Source organism: Streptomyces sp. NPDC001678, assembly GCF_042892945.1.
In the GTDB taxonomy this organism is placed as follows: domain Bacteria; phylum Actinomycetota; class Actinomycetes; order Streptomycetales; family Streptomycetaceae; genus Streptomyces.
Genome location: NZ_JBIAUP010000005.1, coordinates 210,540 through 234,753, shown reverse-complemented (window position 1 = coordinate 234,753; position 24,214 = coordinate 210,540). Strand labels below are relative to the sequence as shown.

At 72.8% G+C, this 24,214-nt stretch carries 20 protein-coding genes; 8 read left to right on the top strand and 12 right to left on the bottom strand.

From position 1 onward, the window contains the following. The first annotated feature begins 46 nt into the window (after positions 1-46). Positions 47-1,234, top strand: coding sequence for an amino acid deaminase/aldolase (locus ACFYZR_RS12845; protein WP_391909079.1), 1,188 nt, complete (start codon positions 47-49; stop codon positions 1,232-1,234). A gap of 56 nt (positions 1,235-1,290) precedes the next feature. Here the strand turns inward: ACFYZR_RS12845 and ACFYZR_RS12840 are convergent, their stop codons facing one another. The 5 genes from ACFYZR_RS12840 to ACFYZR_RS12820 all read right to left on the bottom strand — a co-directional run bounded on the left by ACFYZR_RS12840 (position 1,291) and on the right by ACFYZR_RS12820 (position 7,515). After that, positions 1,291-2,340 carry a zinc-binding dehydrogenase gene (locus tag ACFYZR_RS12840; protein ID WP_391909076.1) on the bottom strand — a complete coding sequence of 350 codons (1,050 nt, stop codon included), beginning with the start codon at positions 2,338-2,340 and terminating at the stop codon, positions 1,291-1,293. A 99-nt stretch (positions 2,341-2,439) separates the two neighbouring features. After that, entirely contained in the window at positions 2,440-3,714 is a 1,275-nt protein-coding gene (locus ACFYZR_RS12835) for a haloacid dehalogenase-like hydrolase (RefSeq protein WP_391909073.1), read from the bottom strand. Positions 3,715-3,829: 115 nt separating this feature from the next. Continuing rightward, positions 3,830-4,615 carry a 3-oxoacyl-ACP reductase gene (locus tag ACFYZR_RS12830; RefSeq protein ID WP_391909071.1) on the bottom strand — a complete coding sequence of 262 codons (786 nt, stop codon included), beginning with the start codon at positions 4,613-4,615 and terminating at the stop codon, positions 3,830-3,832. Then, the gene (locus ACFYZR_RS12825; RefSeq protein WP_391909068.1) at positions 4,612-6,000 is read right to left on the bottom strand and encodes an aldehyde dehydrogenase family protein; all 1,389 of its coding nucleotides are present in this window, start codon (positions 5,998-6,000) and stop codon (positions 4,612-4,614) included. Before ACFYZR_RS12825 ends, ACFYZR_RS12830 begins: the two co-directional genes overlap by 4 nt. Before the next feature lie 126 nt (positions 6,001-6,126). Then, positions 6,127-7,515 carry a glutamine synthetase family protein gene (locus ACFYZR_RS12820; protein WP_391909065.1) on the bottom strand — a complete coding sequence of 463 codons (1,389 nt, stop codon included), beginning with the start codon at positions 7,513-7,515 and terminating at the stop codon, positions 6,127-6,129. A gap of 71 nt (positions 7,516-7,586) precedes the next feature. Here ACFYZR_RS12820 and ACFYZR_RS12815 point away from each other — a divergent pair, with 71 nt between their 5' ends. The 3 genes from ACFYZR_RS12815 (at position 7,587) to ACFYZR_RS12805 (ending at position 10,653) form a co-directional block, all read left to right on the top strand. Then, positions 7,587-8,333: a FadR/GntR family transcriptional regulator gene (locus ACFYZR_RS12815; RefSeq protein WP_391909062.1), complete on the top strand. Its 747-nt coding sequence runs from the start codon at positions 7,587-7,589 to the stop codon at positions 8,331-8,333. A 113-nt stretch (positions 8,334-8,446) separates the two neighbouring features. Further along, positions 8,447-9,907, top strand: coding sequence for an ethanolamine permease (gene eat / locus ACFYZR_RS12810; RefSeq protein WP_391909059.1), 1,461 nt, complete (start codon positions 8,447-8,449; stop codon positions 9,905-9,907). A 29-nt stretch (positions 9,908-9,936) separates the two neighbouring features. Continuing rightward, complete coding sequence (locus tag ACFYZR_RS12805) at positions 9,937-10,653, top strand: gamma-glutamyl-gamma-aminobutyrate hydrolase family protein (RefSeq protein ID WP_391909056.1); 717 nt, start codon at positions 9,937-9,939, stop codon at positions 10,651-10,653. A gap of 122 nt (positions 10,654-10,775) precedes the next feature. Here the strand turns inward: ACFYZR_RS12805 and ACFYZR_RS12800 are convergent, their stop codons facing one another. The 3 genes from ACFYZR_RS12800 to ACFYZR_RS12790 form a co-directional block, all read right to left on the bottom strand. Further along, on the bottom strand, positions 10,776-11,459 hold the full coding sequence (locus tag ACFYZR_RS12800; protein WP_391909054.1) for a hypothetical protein: 684 nt from the start codon (positions 11,457-11,459) through the stop codon (positions 10,776-10,778). A gap of 50 nt (positions 11,460-11,509) precedes the next feature. After that, on the bottom strand, positions 11,510-12,370 hold the full coding sequence (locus ACFYZR_RS12795) for a siderophore-interacting protein (protein WP_391909051.1): 861 nt from the start codon (positions 12,368-12,370) through the stop codon (positions 11,510-11,512). 66 nt (positions 12,371-12,436) lie between these two features. Further along, a complete protein-coding gene (locus ACFYZR_RS12790; RefSeq protein WP_391909795.1) occupies positions 12,437-13,342 on the bottom strand; it encodes a 5'-3' exonuclease H3TH domain-containing protein in 906 nt (301 codons plus the stop codon). Between the two features lie 208 nt (positions 13,343-13,550). Between ACFYZR_RS12790 and ACFYZR_RS12785 the strand changes: the two genes are divergently transcribed. From ACFYZR_RS12785 to ACFYZR_RS12775, 3 genes are all read left to right on the top strand, one after another. Then, on the top strand, positions 13,551-14,669 hold the full coding sequence (locus ACFYZR_RS12785; RefSeq protein WP_391909048.1) for a glycine betaine/L-proline ABC transporter ATP-binding protein: 1,119 nt from the start codon (positions 13,551-13,553) through the stop codon (positions 14,667-14,669). Further along, the gene (locus tag ACFYZR_RS12780; protein WP_391909045.1) at positions 14,662-16,473 is read left to right on the top strand and encodes an ABC transporter permease/substrate binding protein; all 1,812 of its coding nucleotides are present in this window, start codon (positions 14,662-14,664) and stop codon (positions 16,471-16,473) included. The genes ACFYZR_RS12785 and ACFYZR_RS12780 overlap by 8 nt, the downstream gene beginning before the upstream one ends. A gap of 64 nt (positions 16,474-16,537) precedes the next feature. Continuing rightward, a complete protein-coding gene (locus tag ACFYZR_RS12775; protein ID WP_391909792.1) occupies positions 16,538-17,278 on the top strand; it encodes a helical backbone metal receptor in 741 nt (246 codons plus the stop codon). Here the strand turns inward: ACFYZR_RS12775 and ACFYZR_RS12770 are convergent. Next, positions 17,205-18,320 carry a TDT family transporter gene (locus ACFYZR_RS12770; protein ID WP_391909043.1) on the bottom strand — a complete coding sequence of 372 codons (1,116 nt, stop codon included), beginning with the start codon at positions 18,318-18,320 and terminating at the stop codon, positions 17,205-17,207. The two genes, ACFYZR_RS12775 and ACFYZR_RS12770, sit on opposite strands and share 74 nt — an antisense overlap. A 70-nt stretch (positions 18,321-18,390) precedes the next feature. On the opposite strand from ACFYZR_RS12770, the gene ACFYZR_RS12765 reads away from it, so the two are divergent. Further along, complete coding sequence (locus tag ACFYZR_RS12765; RefSeq protein WP_391909040.1) at positions 18,391-19,362, top strand: LysR family transcriptional regulator; 972 nt, start codon at positions 18,391-18,393, stop codon at positions 19,360-19,362. A gap of 63 nt (positions 19,363-19,425) precedes the next feature. Here the strand turns inward: ACFYZR_RS12765 and ACFYZR_RS12760 are convergent, their stop codons facing one another. The 3 genes from ACFYZR_RS12760 to tatC form a co-directional block, all read right to left on the bottom strand. Continuing rightward, positions 19,426-22,251, bottom strand: a complete 2,826-nt coding sequence (locus ACFYZR_RS12760) for a DEAD/DEAH box helicase (protein WP_391909037.1) — start codon at positions 22,249-22,251, stop codon at positions 19,426-19,428. Between the two features lie 44 nt (positions 22,252-22,295). Then, complete coding sequence (locus ACFYZR_RS12755; protein WP_391909034.1) at positions 22,296-23,189, bottom strand: diacylglycerol kinase; 894 nt, start codon at positions 23,187-23,189, stop codon at positions 22,296-22,298. Between the two features lie 92 nt (positions 23,190-23,281). Continuing rightward, the gene (gene tatC, locus ACFYZR_RS12750) at positions 23,282-24,154 is read right to left on the bottom strand and encodes a twin-arginine translocase subunit TatC (RefSeq protein ID WP_391909789.1); all 873 of its coding nucleotides are present in this window, start codon (positions 24,152-24,154) and stop codon (positions 23,282-23,284) included. Positions 24,155-24,214 lie beyond the last annotated feature (60 nt).

The following is a 24,214-nucleotide window of genomic DNA, read 5'->3' as shown; positions in this document are numbered from 1 at the left end:
GCCCGAACCCTGGTCAGCGGAATCCGGCTCTGGCAGGCTGCCCGCCATGTCGTCCGACAGAGCGCGTTACGACCGGGCCACCGCCCATCTGGACGCTCCCCTCGCGGTGGTCGATACCGGGGCGTTCGATGCCAATGCCGCCGATCTGGTGCGGAGGGCGGGGGGCAAACCGGTACGAGTGGCGAGCAAATCCGTGCGGTGCCGGGCGCTGCTGGAGCGGGTGCTGGCGCGGGAGGGCTTCGCGGGCGTGCTGGCCTACACCCTCGCCGAGGCGCTGTGGCTGGCGCGTTCGGGGATTCCGGACGTACTGGTGGCGTACCCGTCGGCGGACCGCTCGGCCTTCGCCGAACTGACTTCGGACCCCAAGCTCGCCGCCGCCGTGACGGTGATGGTGGACGACCCGGCGCAGCTGGCGGTGGTGGAGGCGGCCCGGACGGGGCGTGAGGAGGTCCGGGTCTGCCTGGAGTTGGACGTCTCGCTGCGGATGCTGGGCGGCCGGTTACGGATCGGGGCATTGCGGTCGCCGCTGAGCGATCCGGGCGAACTGGCGGAGCTGGCCAGGGCCGTGGACCGCCGTCCGGGATTCCGCCTGGTGGGCCTGATGGCCTATGAGGCGCATGTGGCGGGCGTGGGAGACACGGTGGCCGGGCGCCCCCTCCGCTCCCGGGCGATCCGCCTGATGCAGTCCGTGGCCCGGGAGCGGGTGGCGGCCCTGCGCGCGGAGGCCGTACGGGCGGTACGGGACGTGGTGGAACTGGAGTTCGTCAACGGCGGCGGGACGGGCAGTGTGCAGCACACGGCGGCCGAGGAGGCGGTGACGGAGATCGCCGCCGGGTCGGGGCTGTACGCGCCGCGGCTGTTCGACGGCTACTCGTCCTTCACCGCCCGTCCGGCCGCGCTGTTCGCGCTGCCCGTGGTGCGCCGGCCCGGGGTGGGCGTGGTGACGGTCCTGGGCGGGGGCTACCCCGCGTCGGGCGCGGCCGGACGGGACCGGCTGCCGGTCCCGTACCTGCCGGCGGGGCTGCGGCTGGCGAACCAGGAGGGCGCCGGCGAGGTGCAGACCCCGCTGCTGGGCCACCCCACCGACGACCTGCTGATCGGCGACCGGGTGTGGTTCCGGCACGCCAAGGCGGGCGAGCTGTGCGAGCGCTTCGCGGAGCTCCACCTCGTCGAGGGCGACAGGGTGGTGGACACGGTTCCCACATACCGGGGCGAGGGCCGCACGTTCCTGTGACCGGCGCCTCCCGCGCGGGGTTCGGTGGGCTTTCCGGGCTCGCCGCCGTGGGAGCCTCACGGCACCAGGATCAGCCGGACCGGATCCCCGTCCTTCTTCCGCAGCCGTTCCACGCCGGCCGCCGCCTCCGCCAGGGGCAGGGTGCCGCTGATGGACCGTCCGAGGTCCAGCCGCCCCAGGCGGGCGAGCACGACGAGCTCGTCGACGTGCGCGGGCGCCGACCCGTAGTGCCCGAGCACCTGCTGCTCCCGAAAGATGAGAGCGGCGCTGTCGGCGAGGGTCAGCGGACCAGGGGCGATGCCGACGAGCACAAGCCGCCCACCCCGCCCCAGACAGCGCACGGCCTGATCACGAACGGCCGGCACACCCGCCGTGTCGAGGGCGAGGTCGAGCCCCAGCCCTCCGGTGGCCTCCAGGATCCGCTCGCGCACGTCCGGCGCACCGGCGTCCAGGGCGAGGTCGGCGCCGAAGTCCAGGGCCCGCCGCCGGGCGCTCTCCAGCGGGTCGACGGCGACGATCGGCGCCGCCCCGGCCAGCCGCAGCAACTGCACCGCGTGCGCGCCGAGCCCGCCGACGCCCCAGACGCCGGCGGGGCGGGCGGAGCGCACGCGCCCGGTGGTGGTGATGGCGGCCCAGGGCGTGGAGACGGCGTCGGGGATGACGGCCGCCTGCTCGAAGGGGAGGCCGTCGGGGACCGGGACGAGCGTGTGGTGGGTGGCGAGGGCATACTCGGCCCACCCGCCGTCGTAGTCGACGCCGCGCGTACGGACCGCCCGGCACGGCTCGTAGCGGACGCACCCGGCGCACTCCCCGCAGCGCTCCCCCGCCTGGAGCAGGACGCGCTGCCCCTCGGCCCAGGGCACGGGGACGTCCGGGCCGAGGGCGTCGATCACCCCGGCGGTCTCATGGCCGAGCGTGACCTTCCCGGTGCGGGCGAACGCGGGCTTGAGCTCGCCGTCGACGAGGTGGACGTCGGACAGGCAGATGCCCGCCGCCCGCACCGCGACCCGGACCTGGCCGGGGCCGGGTTCGGGGACGGGTACCTCCTCGACGGCGAAACGGCCCGACCGCAGGTCGAGCCGTCCGGCGAGCATCGTCTCGGGCATGTCCGGACACCTCCGCAGCGAAAATCACCCTGGCGACGGAACCTGCCCGAGGAAACGTTCCCTCAATCCGCCGGATCACCCGGCGGATGACCCGTCAGATCAGAACGCCTTGTCCACCTGATCCGGGATCACACTGCCGTCGGCACGCCGCACCGGCACCTTGGAGCCGTCGGCGGTCGTGGCTCCCGTGGTCGAGCACGGGTACGTACCGGACTTGCGCGGCATCGGGTCGATGAACATCGGGTTGGCCACCCAGCGGCCGTCGGCGTCGTCGAACGCACGGCACATCAGCTCGGACTTGTTGCGGTTGATGGCGACGTGCGCACCGGTCGCGTCGTTCACGAACGTCACATCGGTGTCGGCGTCGCCCGCGCCGAGGGCGATGCGGTGGGCCGGGTCCTGCTGCTTCCAGGCGGCGGCGCCCTTGATCTTGAAGATCTCCTGGTTGATCATGCAGCGCTTGCCGTCCATGTACGGCAGGGCGTCGCCGCGGCCGGTCTCGACGCCGCCGCAGCCCTTGACGGCGGTGGTCAGACGGCCGTGCTTGGTGACGTTGCGGATGCCGATGGTGTGCTTGCGGTCGAGGCCCACCCCGTCCGACCAGGCCTCGGCGATCGGCTCGGAGGAGGCGGAGATGATGTAGACGTCGAAACCGGCCGCCTTGAGCGTACGGATGAGGTCCTTCTGCTGGTCGTAGTAGCGCACGTACCCGGCGAGGGTGTGGGTGCCGACCTTCTGCGTCGCGCCGACGGGCGCGGCGAGCTGCTCGGCGCGGGCCTGGCGGGCGAAGGAGGTGAGCGCGGCCGGGGTGTGGCCGGCGAACAGCTGCGGGATCCAGGCGTAGCCGGGGACCGTGCGGCGGTGGTTCCAGTCGCCGGCGAAGGCGTCCTCGCCCGCCATGGTCTTCGACTTCTCGCGGATCTCGAAGATCTCGTCGGCGCAGGCGGTGTTCTTCGAGGTGGGCAGCGGATGCCCGACGCGGACGGCCGTGCCGCAGGCCTTGGTGAGCGCCTTGTCCGCGGCGGGGGTCAGGAAGGCGTTGGTGTCCGTCCAGTGCCCGGGCCGCAGGATCTTGTCGTGCTTCAGGGCCCAGGCGAGGGTCGCGTCCGTGATGTCGTTCTTGACGACGGTGTTGTCCCAGTCGAAGGCCGCGACGGGGCGCGGGCCGCGCTTGCCGGAGCAGGTGCCGCGCTCGTCGATCATCTTCTGGAGCTTGGCGCGGTTGTCGCCGTACCAGGGGAGCTTGGGGTCGAGCCGGGGACAGTTCGCGCGGGGGGCGCGGTCGTGGGTGGTGGCCGCGCCGGCGGGGACGGGCGCGGCGGCGAGGGCGGCGGCGGTGGCAAGGCCGACGACTATGGCGGACGTGGTGCGCATGTGCTCTCTTTGGTACGTGTGACGGACGGGACATAGGCGGGGACCGGCCGACGGGTCCAGGTCCAGGTCCGGGTCCTGGACCGGTCGGCCGGTTTCCGGCTGCTGATCATGGACCCTACAGCGGCGTCACATAGGCCCCCGCGATGCCTCCGTCCACGAGGAACTCGGCGGCGTTCACGAAGGACGAGTCGTCGCTGGCCAGGAAGGCGACGGCGGCCGCGATCTCCTCCGGCTCGGCGAACCGTCCCACGGGCACGTGCACCAGCCGGCGCGCCGCGCGCTCCGGGTCCTTGGCGAACAGTTCCTTGAGCAGCGGGGTGTTCACCGGCCCCGGGCACAGCGCGTTGACCCGGATGCCCTCGCGGGCGAACTGCACCCCGAGCTCGCGGGACATCGCCAGCACACCGCCCTTGGAGGCGGTGTAGCTGATCTGCGAGGTGGCGGCGCCCATCACGGCGACGAAGGAGGCGGTGTTGATGATCGAGCCCCGGCCCTGCCGCCGCATATGGGGCAGGGCGGCCTTGCAGCAGAGGTAGACGGAGGTGAGGTTGACCTCCTGGACCCGCTTCCAGGCGTCGAGGCCGGTGGTGAGGATGGAGTCGTCCTCGGGCGGGGAGATCCCGGCGTTGTTGAAGGCGATGTCGACGGACCCATAGGTCTCGTACGCCGCCTGGAACAACGCCTCGACCTGCCCGGGGTCGGTGACGTCGGTCCGGACGAAGAGCCCGCCGACCTCGTCGGCCGCGGCCTTGCCCGCGTTCTCGTCGATGTCGGCGCAGACGACGTGGGCGCCTTCGGAGGCGAGCCGCCGGGCGCTGGCCAGGCCGATGCCGCTGCCTGCTCCGGTGACGACGGCGGTGCGGCCGACGAGGCGGCGGCAGACGGCTTGCTGGTCGGTCACTTGCTCTCCTCAAGAGGGTCGGTCAGCGGGTCGATGGCGACGAACACGTTCTTGGTCTCGGTGAACGCGGCGAGCGCGCCGGGGCCCAGCTCCCGGCCGAGACCGGACCGCTTGAAGCCCCCGAAGGGGGTCCAGTAGCGGACGCTGCTGTGGGAGTTGACGGAGAGGTTGCCGGCGGCGACGGCCCGGGAGACCCGCAGGGCACGGGAGACGTCCCGGGTCCACACCGAGCCGGACAGCCCGTAGTCGGTGGCGTTGGCGAGCCGTACCGCCTCGGCCTCGTCCTCGAAGGGGATGACGACGGCGACCGGCCCGAAGACCTCCTCCACGGCCACCCGGTCGCCGGGGGCCGCTTCGAGCACGGTCGCGGGGTACCAGTAGCCCTTGCCGGAGGGCACCTCACCGCGGAATAGGGCCGGGGCGCTCTCGGGGACGTACGACCGTACGCGCTCGCGGTGCGCGGCGGAGATCAGCGGGCCCATCCGCGTGGCCGGGTCGGTGGGGTCGCCCACGGTGAAGGACTTCACGGCCGGTTCCAGCAGCTCCAGGAAGCGGTCGTACACGGACCGCTGGACGAGGACGCGGCTACGGGCGCAGCAGTCCTGGCCGGTGTTGTCGAGGAAGGAGTCCGGGGCAGCGGCCGCGGCGCGCTCGATGTCGGCGTCGGCGAAGACGATGTTGGGGCTCTTGCCGCCGAGTTCGAGCGTCACCCGCTTCACCTGCTCCGCGCAGGCGGCCATGATGCTCCTGCCGACGGCGGTGGAGCCGGTGAAGACGACCTTGGCGACGCCGGGGTGGCGGACGAGCGCGTCCCCCGCCACCGGGCCCGCGCCCGGGAGCACCTGGAACAGCCCTTCCGGAAGCCCCGCTTCCAGGGCGAGGGCGGCGAGGCGGAGCGCGGTGAGCGGGGTGGTCTCGGCGGGCTTGAGGACGACGGCGTTCCCGGCGGCCAGCGCGGGGGCCAGGCCCCAGGCGGCGATGGGCATCGGGAAGTTCCACGGGGCGATGACGGCGACGACGCCGAGCGGTTCGTGGAAGGTGACGTCGAGCCCGCCGGGTACGGGGATCTGGGCGCCGGTCAGCCGTTCCACTCCCCCGGCGGCGTACTCCAGCAGGTCGCGGACGTTCCCGGCCTCCCAGCGGGCGTTCCCGATCGGGTGGCCCGCCTCGCGGACCTCCAGCTGGGCGAGCTCCTCCAGGTGCGCGTCGACCGCGTCGGCGAAGCGGCGCAGCTGCCGGGCCCGGTCGCCGGGGGCGAGGGCGGCCCAGCGGTGCTGGGCGCCGGTGGCGCGGCGGACTGCCGCGTCGACGTCCTGCGACGTGGCCGCCGGGACGGTGGCGATGACTTCTTCCGTAGCCGGATTGAGTACGCGAAGCTCGTGCAAGTCCTCTCCTGCGGTTCGCCCCGCCGCTCGCGGCCGGGGTTGCCAGTTCGTACGCGGCTGCACGCCGGTGGTCGCGTTGTGCCCACCCGTTCCGCCCCGCGGAACGCCTGCCCACAACGTGGCGCGTCACATCCGCTCGAAGGAGCGGTACCGCTCCCAGTCCGTGACGGCGGTGTCGTACGCGTCCTGCTCGACACGCGCCATGTTCAGGTAGTGCTCCACGACCTCGTCGCCGAACGCGGCCCTGGCCATGGGACTCGCCTCCCACAGGGCGGCGGCCTCCCGCAGGGTCGCGGGCACGTGCGCGGCGTCGCCCCGGTAGGCGTTGCCCGTACAGACCTCCGGTGGCTCCAGCTCCCGCTCTATGCCGTACAGCCCGGCGGCGACCATGCCGGCGACGGCCAGATAGGGGTTGACGTCGCCACCGGGCAGCCGGTTCTCGAAACGGAGCGAGTGGCCGTGGCCGACGACGCGCAGGGCGCAGGTGCGGTTGTCGGGTCCCCAGGCGACGGCGGTGGGGGCGAAGGAGCCGGGGCGGAAGCGCTTGTAGGAGTTGATGTTCGGCGCGTAGAGGAGGGTGAACTCCCGTAGGGCGGCGAGCTGTCCGGCGAGGAAGTGCCGCATGATCCGCGACATCCCGTACGGGCCGTCGCCACCACCGCCGTCACCACCACCGCCCGCGAAGACGGGGCGCCCGGCCTCGTCGCGCAGCGAGAGGTGGATGTGGCAGGAATTGCCCTCGCGCTCGTCGTACTTGGCCATGAAGGTGAGCGCCATGCCCTCCTGGGCGGCGATCTCCTTGGCCCCGGTCTTGTAGACGGTGTGCTGGTCGCAGGTGGTGAGCGCCTCGTCGTAGCGGAAGGCGATCTCGTGCTGGCCGAGGTTGCACTCCCCCTTGGCGGACTCCACGGTCATGCCGGCCGCGCCCATCTCGTTGCGGATGCGGCGCAGCAGGGGCTCGACGCGGCCGGTGCCGAGGACGGAGTAGTCGGCGTTGTACTGGTTGGCGGGCGTCATGTCGCGGTAGCCGCGGTTCCAGGCGCCCTCGTAGCTGTCCTTGAAGACGATGAACTCCAGCTCCGTACCCACGTGCGCGCTCCAGCCGTGCTCGGCCAGCCGGTCCAGCTGGCGGCGCAGGATCTGGCGCGGCGAGGCGAGGACGGGCGAGCCGTCGTGCCAGGCGAGGTCGGCGGTGACGAGGGCGGTACCGGGGTTCCAGGGCGTGCGGCGCAGGGTGGTGAGGTCCGGGCGCATGGCGAAGTCGCCGTAGCCGCGCTCCCAGGATGACATGGCGTAGCCGCCGACGGTGTTGAGGTCGACGTCCACGGCCAGGAGGTAGTTGCAGCCCTCCGTGCCGTGTTCGAGGACCTCGTCGAGGAAGAACCGGGCGGCGAACCGCTTTCCCTGGAGCCGTCCCTGCATGTCCGTGAAGGCGAGGACGACGGTGTCGACCTCCCCGGAATCCACGAGCCGGCGCAGCTCGTCGACTGTGAGCGGGGGCGTGCGGTCAGCCACGGTGTGCCTCCTGTCGGTGCGTCCGGGGGTCTTAAGGTAGGGCCGTAGACCATTGATTGGGAAGGGGGACCATGAACGGAAGTGTGAACGGCAGCGTGGACAGCGGCGTGACGGACCGGCTGTCGCCGGTGCTGCGCCCGGTCCGCGCGGGCAACGGCTTCGAGGAGACGCTGGAGCAGATACTCCAGGTCATCCGGCTGGGCCTGGTCGCGGAAGGCGAACGGCTTCCGGCCGAACGCGAGTTGTCCGAGCGGCTGCGGGTCAGCCGGGTGACGCTGCGCGAGGTGCTGAAGGTCCTGGCGGACCAGGGTCTGGTGGAGAGCCGGCGCGGCCGCTACGGCGGTACGTTCGTGCTGCCCCGCCCGGCGACGGCCGGCGAGGACGAGCTGCGCCGCAGGCTGGCGGGGGTGGACGTGGAGGACGCGCTGCGCTTCCGCGAGGTGCTGGAGGTGGGGGCGGCGGGGCTGTGCGCCGCGCACGGGACGACCGGCGAGGGGGCCGCCCGGCTGCGCGCCGCGCTGGCCGCGACGCACGACGCGCCACTGGCCGACTACCGCCGCCGGGACACCCTGTTCCATCTGACCGTGGCCGAACTGTCCGGGTCCCCCACGCTCGCCGCCCAGTACGCTGCCGTGCGGGCCACGGTCAACGACCTGCTGGACTGCATCCCGCTGCTGGTGCGCAATCTGGAGCACTCCCAGCGGCAGCACACCGCACTGGTGGAGGCGATGCTGGAGGGGGACGCGGACGGGGCGCGCGAGGTCATGCGGGAGCACTGCCACGGCACGGCGGCGCTGCTGCGGGGCTTCCTGGCGTGAGGGGGACCGGGTTCGTAACCCCGGTTTAACGCAGAGGGGTTGCGCGGCGCCCATCGGCACCACAAAGGTATGGCGCGAAACCTTTGCCGGACACCTCGCCGTCAGGAGCGCCCATGGCCGAACGCACGGTTTCCCCCGGCTCTTCCTCCGGCTCCTCCCCCGGCTCCTCCTCCGGTTATCTGGAGAAGCGCTCCCTGCGCCGGGGCAGCGCGGGCCCGCTGCTCCTCACCGGCCTGGGCGTGGCCTATGTCGTCTCCGGCGACTACTCCGGCTGGAACTTCGGCCTCGCGCACGGCGGTTTCGGCGGACTCGCCGTCGCCGCCGCGCTGATGGGCCTGATGTACACGTGCATGGTCTTCGCCCTCGCCGAGCTCGCCGCGATCCTCCCCACGGCGGGCGGCGGCTACGGCTTCGCGCGCCGCGCCCTGGGCCCCTGGGGCGGGTTCCTCACGGGGACGGCCATCCTCATCGAGTACGTCCTGGCCCCGGCCGCCATCTCCATCTTCATCGGCGACTACGTGGAATCCCTGCGCCTGTTCGGCCTCACGTCGAGCTGGCCGGTGTACTTGTGCTGCTTCGTCGTCTTCATAGGCATCCACCTGTGGGGCGTGGGCGAGGCCCTGCGCTTCAGCTTCCTGGTGACGGGCGTGGCGGTGGCGGCGCTGCTCGTCTTCGCGGTGGGTGCCCTCACGGACTTCGACACCGCCCGCCTCGACGACATCCCGGCCGACCCGCACGCCTTCGGCTCGTCCTCCTGGCTGCCGTTCGGCCTGCTGGGCATCTGGGCGGCGTTCCCGTTCGGGATGTGGTTCTTCCTCGGCGTCGAGGGCGTGCCACTGGCCGCCGAGGAGACCCGCGACCCGGCCCGTACGCTGCCGAGGGCCATGGCCACGTCCATGGGCATCCTGCTGCTCCTGGCCCTGCTCACCTTCCTGGCCGCCACCGGCGCGGGCGGCGCGAACGCCCTCCGGGAGGCCGGCAATCCGCTCGTCACCGCCCTGGACGCCGACGGCGGGGGCCGCACCCTGGCCAGGGTCGTCAACTACGCGGGCCTGGCGGGCCTGATCGCGTCCTTCTTCTCCCTCATCTACGCCGGATCCCGTCAGCTCTTCGCCCTCTCCCGCGCCGGCTACCTCCCCCGGGTCCTCTCCCTCACCAGCCGCCGCAAGGCCCCCTGGCTCGGGCTGCTCGTCCCGGGCACGATCGGCTTCACCCTGGCCGCGGCCACGGGCGACGGGGCGCGGATGCTGAACGTGGCCGTCTTCGGCGCCACCATCTCCTACGCGCTGATGTCCCTCTCCCACATCGTCCTGCGCCGCCGCGAACCGGAACTGCCCCGCCCCTACCGCACCCCGGGCGGCGTGGCCACCTCGGCCACGGCCTTCGTCCTGGCCTGCGCGGCGCTGGTGGCGACCTTCCTGGTCGACGTCACGGCCGCGCTCATCGCCCTGGCCGTCTACGCGGTCGCCGCCGGCTACTTCGCCCTCTACAGCCGGCACCGGCTGGTGGCGAGCGCGCCCGAGGAGGAGTTCGCGGCCCTGGCGGCGGCGGAGGCGGAGCTGACCCGAGAATGACCGCACGAGCAAGGTAGGGGATCCAAAAAATGCCGCTCATCGGCGTCACCACATACCTCACCCGGGCCCGCTGGGGCGTGGCCTGGGACCTGCCGGCCGCCCTCCTCCCCGCCGCGTACCCGGCACACGTCCAACGCGCGGGTGGCCTGACGGTCATGCTCCCCCCGGACGACCCGTCGGCGGCCCCCGCCGTCCTGTCCCGCCTGGACGCCCTCGTCCTCGCGGGCGGCGACGACCTCGACCCCGCCCTCTACGCCGCCCGCCCCCACCCCCGCTCGGGAACCCCCGTCCCGGAGCGCGACGCGTGGGAGCTGGCCCTCCTGGACGCCGCGCTGACGAGCGGCACCCCGGTCCTCGGCATCTGCCGCGGCATGCAGCTGATGAACGTCCACGCGGGCGGCACCCTCTGCCAGCACCTCCCGGACGAGGTGGGCCACGACGGCCACAACCCGGCACCGGGCACCTTCGCCGACCACCCGGTCAAACCGGTCCCGGGCACGCTCACGGCCACCCTCCTGGCCGGGGACCCAACGGACGTGGCCACCCACCACCACCAGTCCGTGGCCCGTCTGGGCACCGGCCTCGTCGCCTCGGCCTTCGCGGAGGACGGCACGGTGGAGGCCCTGGAGTACCCGGACCACCGTTCGGGCTTCGCCCTGGGGGTGCAGTGGCACCCGGAGGCACGGGACGACTTGCGGGTGATGGAGGGACTGGTGCGGGCGGCTGCGGAGAGGAGTGATCCGTAACCTGGGGGGTGGGCCCCCGGTTCGCCGCGACAGCGCGTCCCTTGAGGGACGTGACGCCTCCGGCGCGGAGTGGGCTGCCTTGGATTACGGGCGCCGCGCGATGGACAGCCTGAACGCGCCCCCTAACGCGCCGTGTCCTCCGGCTCCGGCTTCGGCCCGCCCTCGTCGTCGCGCCGGCGGTTCCGCTTCCGGGTCAGCAGGTAGGTGGCCGTCGAGGCCAGGACCGCGGCCAGGGTCGCCGTGCCGGCGATGACGGCGGCGAGTTCGCCGAGGGAGACGCCCTCGGTGCCGTCGTCGTCCTCGTCCGGTGCCGTCTCGCTCGTCCGGTCGACGATCTCGTCGTAGCCCCTCGGCCCGTCGCAGAACTCGCGGTTGCCCGGGTCCATCTCGGGGACGACGGTCAGTTCGACGGACTCGGCCGACTCCTCCTCGCCGCCGTCCTTGAGGTCGACGGGGTAGGTGCCGGGGGCGAGGTCGCAGGGGACCATGCCCGCGACCCTGGTGTACAACTGGCCGTTCTTGCCCTCCCGGAAGCGCTTCTCCTTGAGGGTCAGCTTCTTGACGAAGGCGGGCGACTCGACCGTGAGATAGCCGTCGTGGGCCTCCAGCGTGGTCCGGCCGGTGGTGACCGTGAAGACCACCTCGCGGCCGCGCTGGGTGGGCCCGGCGGCGGCTATGGACGACTCGGAGTCCGAGGAATCGGGGGAATCCGGGGGAAGCGCGGAACCCGGCGCGGCGGCCGTCAGGACGAGGGCCGCCGCGGCGAGGGGCGTGAGCGACGCCAGGGCTGTCCGGGCACGTTTCATGCGGGGAGGATATCCGTGACGTACGGTCAGGCGTACGGCCGGAGGAGGGCTCAGGCAGCGGCCCCGGCCGCCCCGCCGCTCTCCTGCTCGGCCTCGACCTGCTGGTTCCACTCGCGCTTCGAGGCCTGCCAGCCGTCCTCGTCGTGGCCCCGGCGCCAGTAGCCGGAGATCGACAGCCGCTCGCGCGGCACCTCGCGCTCCACGCGCAGATGGCGGCGCAGCTCCTTCACGAAGCCCGCCTCGCCGTGGACGAAGACATGGGCGTCCCCCGCCGGGAACGCGAGCGACCGCACGGCCTCGACCAGGGCCGCGCCGACCGGGGCGCCGTCGCGCGTCAGCCAGGTGACCTCGACGCCGTCCGGCAGCTCCAGCTTCTGCTTGTCGTCCTCGCCCGGGACCTCGACGAACGCGTGGACGACGGCGCCCTCCGGCATCCGCTCCAGGGAAGCGGCGATGGCGGGCAGCGCGCTCTCGTCACCGGCCAGCAGATGCCAGTCGGCGGCGGGGTCCGGGGCGTAGGCGCCGCCGGGGCCGAGCATACGGATCTCCGCGCCCGGCTCCGCCGTCGCGGCCCAGGGGCCGGCCAGGCCCTCGTCCCCGTGCACCACGAAGTCGATCACCAGCTCCCGGGCGGCCCGGTCGAAGGAGCGCACGGTGTACGTACGGGTCCGGGGCCACGCCTCGCGCGGCAGGTCCCGGCGGATGACCTCCATGTCGAAGGGCTCGGGGTAGGCCACGCCCTCGACGGGGAAGAGCAGCTTCACATAGTGGTCCGTGCACTCCCCGGCGCCGAACCCCGCGAGCTCCTCGCCGCCCAGGACCACACGCACCATGTGCGGCGTCAGCCGCTCCGTGCGCAGCACATGCGCGCGGGTGAGCTGAGGCGCTTTGCGGACGGGACGCTCTGCCATGGCTGTCTCCCCTGATTCCCGGCCTGATCCCCGGATCGTAAAGTTAGGTCTGCCTAACCTAACAGTTCATCCGCCCAGAGCGCTCAGCAGCCGCTGCAACGAGCCGCCCAGCCCCCAGCGCTCCGCCAGCGCCTCCAGCACCTCCGGGTCCCGGGGCTCCCTCGGCAGCGCCGCGTCGAAGGGAGCCAGCGGCACGTCCCCGGCCACCCGGACCACCTTCGGCGCCACCGCCAGATACGGCCCCGCCTCGGCCAGCCGCTTGCGCTGCGCCGGGCTGATCTTCGCCGCCGGGTCCTCGACCGCCGCCAGGATCCCGGCCAGGTCGCCGAAGGAGGCCAGCAGCTTCGCCGCCGTCTTCTCACCGATGCCCGGCACGCCCGGCAGCCCGTCGCTGGGGTCGCCGCGCAGCAGGGCCAGATCCGCGTAGCCGGGACCGTCCACCCCGTACTTCTCACGGAGCGCGGCCTCGTCGAAGGCCTGGAGCGAGCCCATGCCCTTGACCGGATACAGCACGCGCACGCCGCGCGCGTCGTCGACGAGCTGGAAGAGGTCGCGGTCGCCGGTGACGATGTCCACCGGGCCCGCCGCCCGGCCGGCCAGCGTGCCGATCACGTCGTCCGCCTCGTAGCCGACGGCGCCGACGCGGGCGATGCCGATCGCGTCCAGCACGTCCTCGATCACGGGCACCTGCGGGGAGAGCGTGTCGGGCGTCTCCTCCTCGTCGGGGCCGCCCTCGACCTCCTCCGCCACCCGGTGCGCCTTATAGCTGGGAATCAGCTCGACGCGCCACTGCGGGCGCCAGTCGAAGTCCATGCAGGCGACCAGATCGTCGGGCTCGTGGTCCTGGACCAGGCGGGCGATGAAGTCCAGCAGGCCGCGCACCGCGTTCACGGGCGTGCCGTCCGGGGCCTTCACCGACTCCGGCACCCCGAAATAGGCGCGGAAATAGAGGGAAGCGGTGTCGAGGAGCATCAGGCGTCGCGTCACGGCTCGATCATGCCGCACCCCACTGACAGCCACCCCCTCACGCACCGCGTCCACGCGGTGACCGCACCCCGCCCGTGTGTGAACCGGATCACTGTTCCGTTTGCGCCGAATGGCCCCGGGCAGGCGCGAGGCCGGAGTGGCTGCGCCCTGCGAGGGGGACGGGCGTGGCCGAGGTACGACCCGAGAGGTTTATGTGTCCAGGCTGAAGGCCGAGCACCTGTACAAGGTGTTCGGCAGACGACCCGAAGCCGCCGTCCGGCGACTCGAAGACGGCGCGAGCCGCGACGAGCTGCGCGCGGACGGCACCACCGCGGCGGTGATCGACGCGTCGTTCGAGGTCGAGGCCGGCCAGATCTTCGTGGTGATGGGCCTCTCGGGCTCCGGCAAGTCCACCTTGCTGCGCATGCTCAACGGGCTCCTGGAGCCGACGTCCGGGCGCGTCCTCTACGACGGCCGGGACCTGACCGGGCTGTCCCCGGCCGGGCTGCGCGAGGTGCGCTCGCACAACATCAGCATGGTCTTCCAGCACTTCGCCCTCTTCCCGCACCGCAGCGTGCTGGAGAACGCCGCCTACGGCCTGGAGGTGCGCGGCGTGCCGCGCGCCGAGCGGCTGGAGCGCGCCGCCGAGGCGCTGGAGCTGGCCGGGCTCAAGGGCTGGGAGTCGTCCTGGCCCGACGAGCTGTCCGGCGGTATGCAGCAGCGCGTCGGCCTCGCCCGCGCGCTGGCCACCGACGCCGACCTGCTGCTGATGGACGAGTCCTTCAGCGCGCTGGACCCGCTGATCCGCCGCGACATGCAGGACCAGCTGCTGGACCTCCAGAAGCGGCTCAAGAAGACGATCGTCTTCATCACCCACGACCTCAACGAGGCCATGCGCCTGGGCGACCGCATCGCGGTCATGCGCGACGGACGCATCGTGCAGAACGGCACCGCCGAGGACATCCTCGTCCGGCCCGCCAACGACTACGTGGCCTCCTTCATCCAGGACGTGGACCGCTCCCGGGTGCTCACGGCCGGCTCGATCATGGCCGAGCCGGTGGCGGGCGCGGCGACGGTCGCCGTGCCGGACGGCACCACGACCGTCAGCGCGGAGACGCCCGTGGCCGAGCTGTTCTCCTCGTTCTCCCGCAGCGGTTCCCCCGTCGCCGTCACCGACGACAGCGGTGAGGTGACCGGCGTCGTCACCCGCGACGGCCTGCTGGCGGCCCTGGCCGACCAGCCGAACCCCGACCAGCCGGACGCCGACCAGCCTCCAAAGGATTCCGTTCCCCTTGCCCCGGCGTCCGAGCCGGAGGTGATCACCCATGCCTGAGATCAATCTCGGTGGCTGGGCGGAATCCGCCGTCGGCTGGCTCCAGTCCCACCTCTCCTGGCTCTTCGACGTCATCAGCACCGTCCTGAACGGCATGTACGACGGCGTCCACGCCGCCCTCGGCGCGCCCGGGGCGCTGCTGATGGCCGGCATCCTCGCCGTCGTCGCCTGGTGGCTGCGCGGTCTGCCCGCCGCGGTCCTCGCCTTCGTCGGGCTCGCGGTGATCGACTCCTTCGGGCTGTGGGACCGGGCGATGGCGACGCTCTCGCTCGTCCTGGTCGCCAGCCTCATCACGCTGCTGTTCGCCGTGCCGCTGGGCATCTGGGCGGCCCGGGACCGCCGGGTGAGCGGGGCGCTGCGGCCGGTCCTCGACCTGATGCAGACGATGCCCGCCTTCGTCTATCTGATCCCCGGCGTGATGTTCTTCTCGATCGGGCCCATCCCCGGCCTGATCGCCACCATCGTCTTCTCGATGCCGCCCGGTGTGCGGATGACCGAGCTCGGCATCCGTCAGGTCGACGGGGAACTGGTCGAGGCCGCCCGGGCCTTCGGTACGACCCCGCGCGACACCCTCGTCCGCGTCCAGCTTCCGCTGGCGCTGCCCACCATCATGGCGGGCGTCAACCAGGTGATCATGCTGGCGCTGTCCATGGTCGTCATCGCCGGCATGGCGGGCGCGGGCGGTCTGGGCGAGTCGGTCTACGCGGCCGTCACCCAGGTCGACATCGGCGGCGGTGTGGAGAGCGGCCTCGCGGTCGTCGTCCTCGCCATGTACCTGGACCGGATGACCGGCGCGCTCGGCAAGCGGGTCTCCCCGCTGGGCCGCCGCGCCGCCGCCAAGGCCGACGCCGCGGCGGGTTCCGCCGTCGCCACCAAGGTGCTGCGGTACCGGCCGGGCACGGCCGTCGCCGCCGTCGGCGTCGTCGTCCTCGCGCTCGTCGCGGGCGGCATGCGCCTGGCCGACGGCGACGGACGGCAGACCGCCGCCGCGGGCGGGAGCGTCGGCCAGGGCCGTGCGGTGAAGCTCGGCTACTTCCCCTGGGACGAGGCCGTCGCCTCCACCTACCTCTGGCAGAACATCCTGGAGGAGCGCGGCTACAAGCCCGAGGTCAAGCAGCTCGACCCCGGACCGCTGTACACGGCGCTGGCCCAGGGGCAGATGGACGTCCAGTTCGACTCCTGGCTGCCCACCACCCACCAGCAGTACATGGACCGCTACCGCGACAAGCTCACCGACCTCGGCTCCTGGTACGGGCCGACGTCCCTGGAGCTGACCGTGCCCTCCTACGTCAAGGGCATCGACTCGCTCGCCGACCTCAAGGGCAAGTCCTCGATGTTCGGCGGGAAGATCGTCGGCATCGAGTCCAGCGCCGGCATGATGGGCAAGCTCAACGACAAGGTGCTCAAGGAGTACGGCCTGGACGGCGAGTACAAGGTCGTCTCGTCCTCCACCTCCACGATGCTCGCCGAGCTCGACCGGGCCCTGAAGAAGAAGGAGCCCATCGTCACCACGCTCTGGTCGCCGCACTGGGCGTACGGGAAGTACGAGCTGAAGAAGCTCAAGGACCCCAAGGGCGCCTGGGGCGAGGGCGAGCAGATCCACGCCGTCGGCAAGAAGGACTTCGCCAAGGACTTCCCGAAGATCGCGGAGTGGGTGAAGAACTTCAAGATGTCCGAGAAGGACCTCTCCTCCCTGGAGGCGGAGATCCAGAACGGTGGCAAGGGCAAGGAGAAGGAGTCGGCCCGTCGCTGGCTCGACGCCCACCCGGGCCTCGTCGACAAGCTGGCGCCCGTCGGCGCCTGAGGAAGGTTCCGCCGGCGCCTGACGAACCGGCGCACGGCGGGCGTACGGTGGGGCGGTGAGCCCGATGAGCGGCCGCCCCGCCGTACGCCGAGTCGTCTCCCTGGTCCCCTCGCTCACCGAGGCCGTGGCCGGGACCGAGCCCGGCCTGCTGGTGGCCGCCACCGACTGGTGCGACCACCCGGCCGGGCTCGACGTCGTCCGGATCGGCGGTACCAAGAACCCCGACGTGGCGCGGATCGCCGCCCTCGCGCCCGACCTCGTCCTCGCCAACGAGGAGGAGAACCGCGCCCCGGACCTGGGCGCGCTGCGCGCCGCCGGGCTGGACGTGCTCGTCACGGAAGTGCGCACGCTGGAACAGGCCTTCACAGAACTGGAACGGGTCCTGGTGCGCGGCTGCGGGCTGCCCCGGCCCGGCTGGCTGGACGACGCCCGCGACGCCTGGCGGGACGTACGGCCCACCGGGCCGCCGGTCCCGGCCGTCGTCCCCGTCTGGCGCCGCCCCTGGATGGTGCTGGGCCGGGACACCTTCGCCGGTGACGTCCTGACCCGCCTCGGCGTGGCCAACGTCCACGTCCGCCACCCCGAGCGCTATCCGCGCGTCCCCCTCGACGAGCTCAACGCCTGCGGCGCCGAGCTGGTCGTCCTGCCCGACGAGCCGTACCGCTTCGGCGCCGACGACGGCCCGGAGTGCTTCCCCGGGCTGCCGTCGGCGCTCGTCAGCGGCCGTCACCTCACGTGGTACGGGCCATCTCTCGCAGCGGCGCCACGGGTGCTGGGCGCGGCGCTGCGAGCAGCCGGCCGCTGACCAGCCCGGCGGCGGTACGGGCCCCGGCGACCGCCCAGGCGGTCACGAGCAGCGCGTACAGCCCCACGGCCAGCCAGGTCAGGGCGGTCAGCCCGGTGCGGTGGGCCAGGGCGGCGGTGCCGGTGACGCAGGTGCCGATGGGGAAGGTGAAGGCCCACCACGTCATCGCGAAGCCCATGCCCCGGCGGGCGGCGCGGATCACCATGGCGGTGGCGAGCACCAGCCAGAGCAGGGCGAAGCCGATGACGGGCATGCCGTAGAGGACGGCGAAGCCGGCCATGGCCCGGGCGTACGGCTCCGCGACGACGCCCGGCGCGGCGCCCGCGACGGCGTTGACGGCGGTCGTGGACTGGCCCAGCGGGCCGAGGACGAGGAACAGGGTCGGTGTCAGCGCGAGCGGCAGCGGTCCGTGGTGGACGAGCCGGGAGAAGACCACCGGCAGGATCAGCAGCGTGGCCATCAGGCTCATCCCGAACAGTCCGTAGCAGCCCAGCAGCAGCGCCTGCCGCCACTGGCCTGCGGGCAGGTGCGGCACGAGCGCGGGGCCGAGCGCGGCGGAGACCATGGGCGCCACGATCGGCAGCAGCCACACGGGCGAGGCGTCGCCCGGCGCGATCCGGTGCCGGGTCACCATCAGGTACGGGATGGCGGCCGCGGCGCCCAGTCCGACGACGGTGCCGACGGTCCACAGCACGGCGTCGACCGCGACGGCCGCGCTCTCGCCGATGACGCCCGTGCCCACGGAGAGCGTGCTGCCGCCGACGGCCAGGAGGGCCATCGCCAGACAGCCGTAGAAGGGGGCGACCGCGGGGTCGCCGAGATGCCGCCGGGCCTGGTCGGGGTGGTGGGCCCAGTGGAGGGCGCGGGCGATGATCAGGGTGAGCAGCATCAGCGCCGCCAGCGCCCACACCGCCTCGCACGCCCCGCGCAGCCCCGGCACGCTCACCGGCAGGGCCGCTCCGGCGGAGGCGACGATCGCGGTGCCCATGACGGTGGCGTACCAGTTGGGGCCGAGGTGGCGGAGGGGATCACGGGTGTTCATGAGTCCACGGTCGCGTGGATCCACCCCGCCTACCAGGGGCTTTATGACTATGAGGACATAAGCTGGGGTTATGAGCGGTGATTCCGGCCCCCTCCCCGTCCCCCTGGCCCACCGGGTGCCCGACCTCGGCGCCCTGGAGCTGCTGCTCGCCGTGGCCCGGCTGGGCAGCCTCGGCCGGGCGGCCCGGGAGCTGGGCATCACCCAGCCCGCCGCCAGCGGACGCGTACGGGCCATGGAACGCCTCCTCGGCGTCGCCCTGGTCGAGCGCTCCCCACGCGGCTCGCGCCTCACGGACGCCGGGGTGCTCGTCACCGACTGGGCACGCCGGGTCGTCGAGGCCGCCGAGGCCCTCGACGCGGGTGCCCAGGCGCTACGGGGGCGGCGCGACTCCCGGCTGCGGGTCGCCGCCAGCATGACCATCGCCGAGTATCTGCTGCCGGGCTGGCTGATCGCGCTGCGCACGGAGCGGCCGGGCACGGCGGTCTCGCTGAGCACGGGGAACTCGGCGGCCGTGGCGGAACGCCTGCTCGCGGGGGAGGCGGACCTCGGCTTCGTCGAGGGCCTGGACGTACCGGCGGCCGGCCTCACCGGCGCCGTCGTCGGCCACGACCGCCTCGTCGTCGTCACCGCCCCCGGCCACCCCTGGGCCCGCCGCCGCACCCCCTTGGAGCCGCCCGAACTGGCGGCCACCCCACTGATCCTCCGCGAACGCGGCTCGGGCACCCGCCAGGTCCTCGACGCGGCCCTGGCCGCCCACGGCGGCCTGGCCGACCCCCTGCTCGAACTCGCCTCCACGACCGCCGCGAAGGCGGCCGCGGTCAGCGGCGCGGGCCCCTCCGTCCTGAGCGAGCTCGCGATCGGCGAGGAACTGGCGGCCCGCCGGCTGGTCGAGATCCCGGTACGCGGCCTCTCGCTGGTCCGCGACCTCCGCGCGGTCTGGCCCACGGGCCACCGGCCCACGGGACCGGCGCGGGATCTGCTGGGGCTGACGCGGACTCACCGACCAGTGCCCAGCGCAAGTCGCAACGGCGACGCCACATAGCCAAAGGGATGCGCTGTCTCGCCGAGCCCCCGGACACAAGGTCCGGGGACTCGGCACGCCTCGCTACCCCACAGACGAGTACGCCACGACCCCCCGCAGCAGCCCCTCGACCGCCTTGCGGGCGTTGCGGGTGACCGGGCTGCCCGCCGGGGCCGCTGCCGCGATCTGGCCCAGGACGTCGATGAGCTGCTTCGTCCAGCGGACGAAGTCGCCCGCGGGCATGTCGATCTCCCGCAGCACCTCGTCCAGGCCGTGGCCGGAGGCCCAGCGGTAGGCGGGCCAGGCGAAGCCGAGGTCCGGCTCGCGCTGGCCGACGCCCTCGGCCTGGTTGATCTTGTGCTGTTCCTCCAGGGCGTCGAGGCGGCCCCAGATGCGGACCATCTCGCCGAGGGCGTTCTTCGCGGGGCCGGTGGGCAGCTTCGGCGGGGCGGCGTCGTCCGCGACACGGGCCTCGTAGACCAGGGCGGAGGCGCAGGCGGCCAGTTCGGCGGGCTGGAGGCCGTTCCAGACGCCTTCGCGGAGGCACTCGGAGGCCAGCAGGTCGAGCTCGCCGTAGAGGCGGGCCAGGCGGCGGCCGTCCTCGGTGACCTCGTCGCCGTGGAGGTAGTCGAGGTCGGTCAGGAGGGCGCAGATGCGGTCGAAGGTGCGGGCGATGGTGTTCGTCCGGCCCTCGATGCGCCGCTCCAGCTGGCGGGTGTCGCGCAGCAGACGGTGGTAGCGCTCGGCCCAGCGGGCGTGGTCCTCGCGGTCGGTGCAGCCGTGGCAGGGGTGGGAGCGGATGGCGGCGCGCAGCTGGGCGATCTCGCGGTCGTCGGCGGCGGGGGCCCGGCCCTTGCGGTGGCGGTCGGGGACTATGTGCCCGGCCTTGGTGCGCAGCGCGGAGGCGAGGTCGCGGCGGGACTGAGGGCTGCGCGGGTTGAAGGAGCGGGGGATGCGCATCCGCTCCAGCGGCTCGACCGGCACCGGGAAGTCGATCGCGGCGAGCCGCTTGACCTGCCGTTCGGCGGTGAGGACGAGCGGGCGCGGGCCGTCCTGGTGGTCGAAGCCGCGGTGGCGGTCGGAGCGGCCGGGCGGCAGGCCCGGGTCGAGGACCAGGGCCAGGCCGGCGAACTTGCCGGTGGGGACGTGGATGACGTCGCCGGGCTTGAGCCGCTCCAGGGCGGCCGCGGCCGCGGCGCGGCGCTGGGTGGCGCCCTGCTTGGCCAGCTCGGTCTCACGGTCCTTCAGCTCGCGGCGCAGCCGCGCGTACTCCTCGAAGTCGCCGAGGTGGCACTCGACGGCCTCGCGGTAGCCGGCGAGGCCCTCCTCGTTCTTCTGGACCTGGCGGGAGATGCCGACGACGGACTTGTCCGCCTGGAACTGGGCGAAGGAGGTCTCCAGCAGCTCGCGGGAGCGGTGCCGGCCGAACTGCGAGACCAGGTTGACGGCCATGTTGTACGACGGCTTGAAGCTGGAGCGCAGCGGGTACGTGCGGGTGCCGGCCAGGCCGGCGAGGGCGGCGGGGTCCATGCCGCGCTGCCACAGGACGACGGCATGGCCCTCGACGTCGATGCCGCGGCGGCCGGCGCGGCCGGTGAGCTGGGTGTACTCGCCGGGGGTGATGTCGGCGTGCTGCTCGCCGTTCCACTTGACCAGCTTCTCCAGCACGACCGTGCGGGCGGGCATGTTGATGCCGAGCGCGAGGGTCTCGGTGGCGAAGACGGCCTTGACGAGGCCCTTGACGAAGAGTTCCTCGACGACCTCCTTGAAGGTCGGCAGCATGCCCGCGTGGTGGGCGGCGATGCCGCGCTCCAGGCCCTCGAGCCAGTCGAAGTAGCCCAGGACGTGGAGGTCCTCGTCGGGGATGGCGGCGGTGCGCTCCTCGACGATGGCGCGGACCTTGGCGCGTGCCTCGTCGTCGTTGAGCCGCAGGCCGGCGTAGAGGCACTGCTGGACGGCGGCCTCGCAGCCGGCGCGGCTGAAGATGAAGGTGATGGCGGGCAGCAGGCCCTCGGCGTCGAGGCGTTCGATGACCTCGGGGCGGCCGGGGGTCCAGATGCGGCTGCGCTGGCGGCGCTCGCGCTCGCGGTCGGCCTCGCGGATCATCTTGCCGCGGCGGCGCTCGCGCGGGTTGTAGACGCGGCTGTTCTCCATGCGGGCCATGCGCAGCAGGTCGGGGTTGACCTCGCGGCGGGCGGCGCCGCGGCCGCCGTGGTCGGTCTCCTCCTCGAAGAGGTCGTACATCCGGCGGCCGGCGAGCACGTTCTGCCAGAGCGGGACGGGGCGCTCCTCGGAGACGATCACCTGGGTGTCGCCGCGGACGGTGTCGAGCCAGTCGCCGAACTCCTCGGCGTTGGAGACGGTGGCCGACAGGGAGACCAGGGTCACGGACTCGGGGAGGTGGATGATCACCTCTTCCCAGACGGCGCCGCGGAAGCGGTCGGAGAGGTAGTGGACCTCGTCCATGACGACGTGGCCGAGGCCGATCAGCTCCTGCGAGCCGGCGTAGAGCATGTTGCGCAGGACCTCGGTGGTCATCACGACCACGGGGGCCTCGGCGTTGACGCTGTTGTCGCCGGTGAGCAGGCCCACCTTGTCCGCGCCGTAGCGTTTGACGAGATCGCTGTACTTCTGGTTGGAGAGCGCCTTGATGGGCGTGGTGTAGAAGCACTTGCGGCCCTGGGTGAGGGCCAGGTGGACGGCGAATTCGCCCACGATGGTCTTGCCGGAGCCGGTCGGCGCCGCGACCAGCACCCCCTTGCCCGCCTCCAGGGCCTTGCAGGCCTCTATCTGGAAGGGGTCCAGCTCGAAGTCGTACATCTCGCGGAAAGGGGCGAGCGCGGTGGCCTGCTCGGCGGCGCGCTGCCGTGCCAGGGCGTAGCGCTCAGCAGGGGAAAGGTCCTCGGTCATCTTGTCTACGAGCCTACCGGGGACCTCCGACAGTCACCTGATCTTTATCGAGCTCCCAGGAGCCGTACCGCCGCCGGGACGGTCTCGGCCGTCAGCGGCAGCGCTCCGAGGGGTTCCCCGTCGGCGTAGCCGGTGATCCCGTCCGCTTCGAGGGTCACGGTGGCGGCCCGGTGGGTGGTCACGGCGGGGTGGGTGAGGTGGGTGCCCCGGTAGACCCGGGGGAAGACGCGCAGCAGGGTCGTGCGGCGGCAGGGGCCGACGACGGTGATGTCGAAGAGGCCGTCGTCGAGCCGGGCGTCGGCGCACATGCGCATGCCGCCGCCGTAGGAGCGGCCGTTGCCGACGGCGACGAGCGTGGCCTCGATGTGCTGCTCGGGGCCGTCGTCGAGGCGCAGCCGGTACGGGATGGGGCGCAGCGCGGCGAGCTCGGCGAGGAGGGCGGCGTCGTAGCGGAGCCGGCCGGTGGGGAAGCGCATCCGGTTGCCGCGGTCGTTGACGCGGGAGTCGAAGCCGGAGGCGAGGACGGTGGCGAACCAGGTGTCGCCGACCCGGCCGAGGTCGACGGGGCGGCCGCCGTCGCCCTTGAGCGAGCGGGCCGCGACCGCGGCGGCCGCGGCGGGGTCGTGGACGGGCAGGCCGGCGGTGCGGGCGAAGTCGTCGCCGGTGCCGGCGGCGATCACGCCGAGGGGGGTGGGGGTGCCGGCGACGGCGCGCAGGGCGAGCGAGACCATGCCGTCGCCGCCGACGGCGATCAGCGCTCCGGTGCCGCCGGCGACGGCCTCACGGGCGCGGCGCAGCGCGTCGGGGGCGTCGTGGCCGAGGACGGTGCGGACGGTGAAACCGGCGGCGCGCAGGACCGCGGCCGCGGGCTGTGCGGCGCGGGCGCCACGGCCGCGGCCCGCGGCGGGGTTGACGAATAGCGTGATGTCGCTGGTCACCAGGGGACACTACCGGGTGACCGGCGGTCATGAACACGGCGGGGCGGCCGCTCGGTGAGCGGCCGCCCCGGACCCGGATCACCTGTGAGGGATCACGTCACGTCGTCGTAGCCTCGCTGGTGCCGGTCCTGCTCGGGCAGGCTCGGCATGGGCTCGGAGTCGCCTACCGACTGCGGGGTGAGGTCCAGCGGGGACGCCTCGTCGTCGTCGAGGAGCCGGTCGGGGTTGCGGCGCTCCCGGCGCTTGTCGTTGAGGATCGAGAATCCGACGGCGCCGAAGTACAGGATGCTGATCGGCACGGCCAGGACGCACATGCCGAACGGGTCGGTGCTCGGGGTGGCCACCGCGCCGAAGATGAACGTGCCCATGACGACGCCGCGCCACCACTTGGCCATGGTCCTGCCGGAGACCAGGCCGACCAGGTTCATCATGACCAGGATCAGCGGCAGCTCGAAGGCGAGGCCGAAGACGAGGATCATCCGGACGCTGAAGTCCAGGATGTCGTCCAGTGCGAGGGTGTTGGCCGCCGAGTCCGGCGTGATGCTCAGCAGGACCTGCATGCTGGTGGGCATGATCAGGTAGGCCAGGTAGGCGCCCGCGAGGAAGAGCGGCGCGGCCGTCGCCACGAAGGCGATCGTGTACTTCTTCTCGTTCTTGTGCAGCCCCGGGGCGAGGAACGCCCACAGCTGGTAGAGCCAGATCGGCGAGGAGAAGGTGACGCCGACCAGGAGGCAGACCTTGACGATGGTGGTGAACGGCGACGTCAGATTGCTGAACACCAGGACGGCGCAGTTGCCGCCGTGGCTCTTGGCCAGATCGCGGTCGGGGCACGTGGGCACAGGACTGGACAGGAAGTCCATGATCTGCTTGTTGTAGAACGCGGCGACGACCGCGACCACGACGATGGCCAGCACGGCCTTCGCCAGCCGGTTGCGCAGCTCGCGCAGGTGGTCCGCGAGCGGCATCCGCCCCTCGGGGTCCTTCTCCTTCTTGCGGGCAGACTTGAGCAACCCACGTCCCTATCT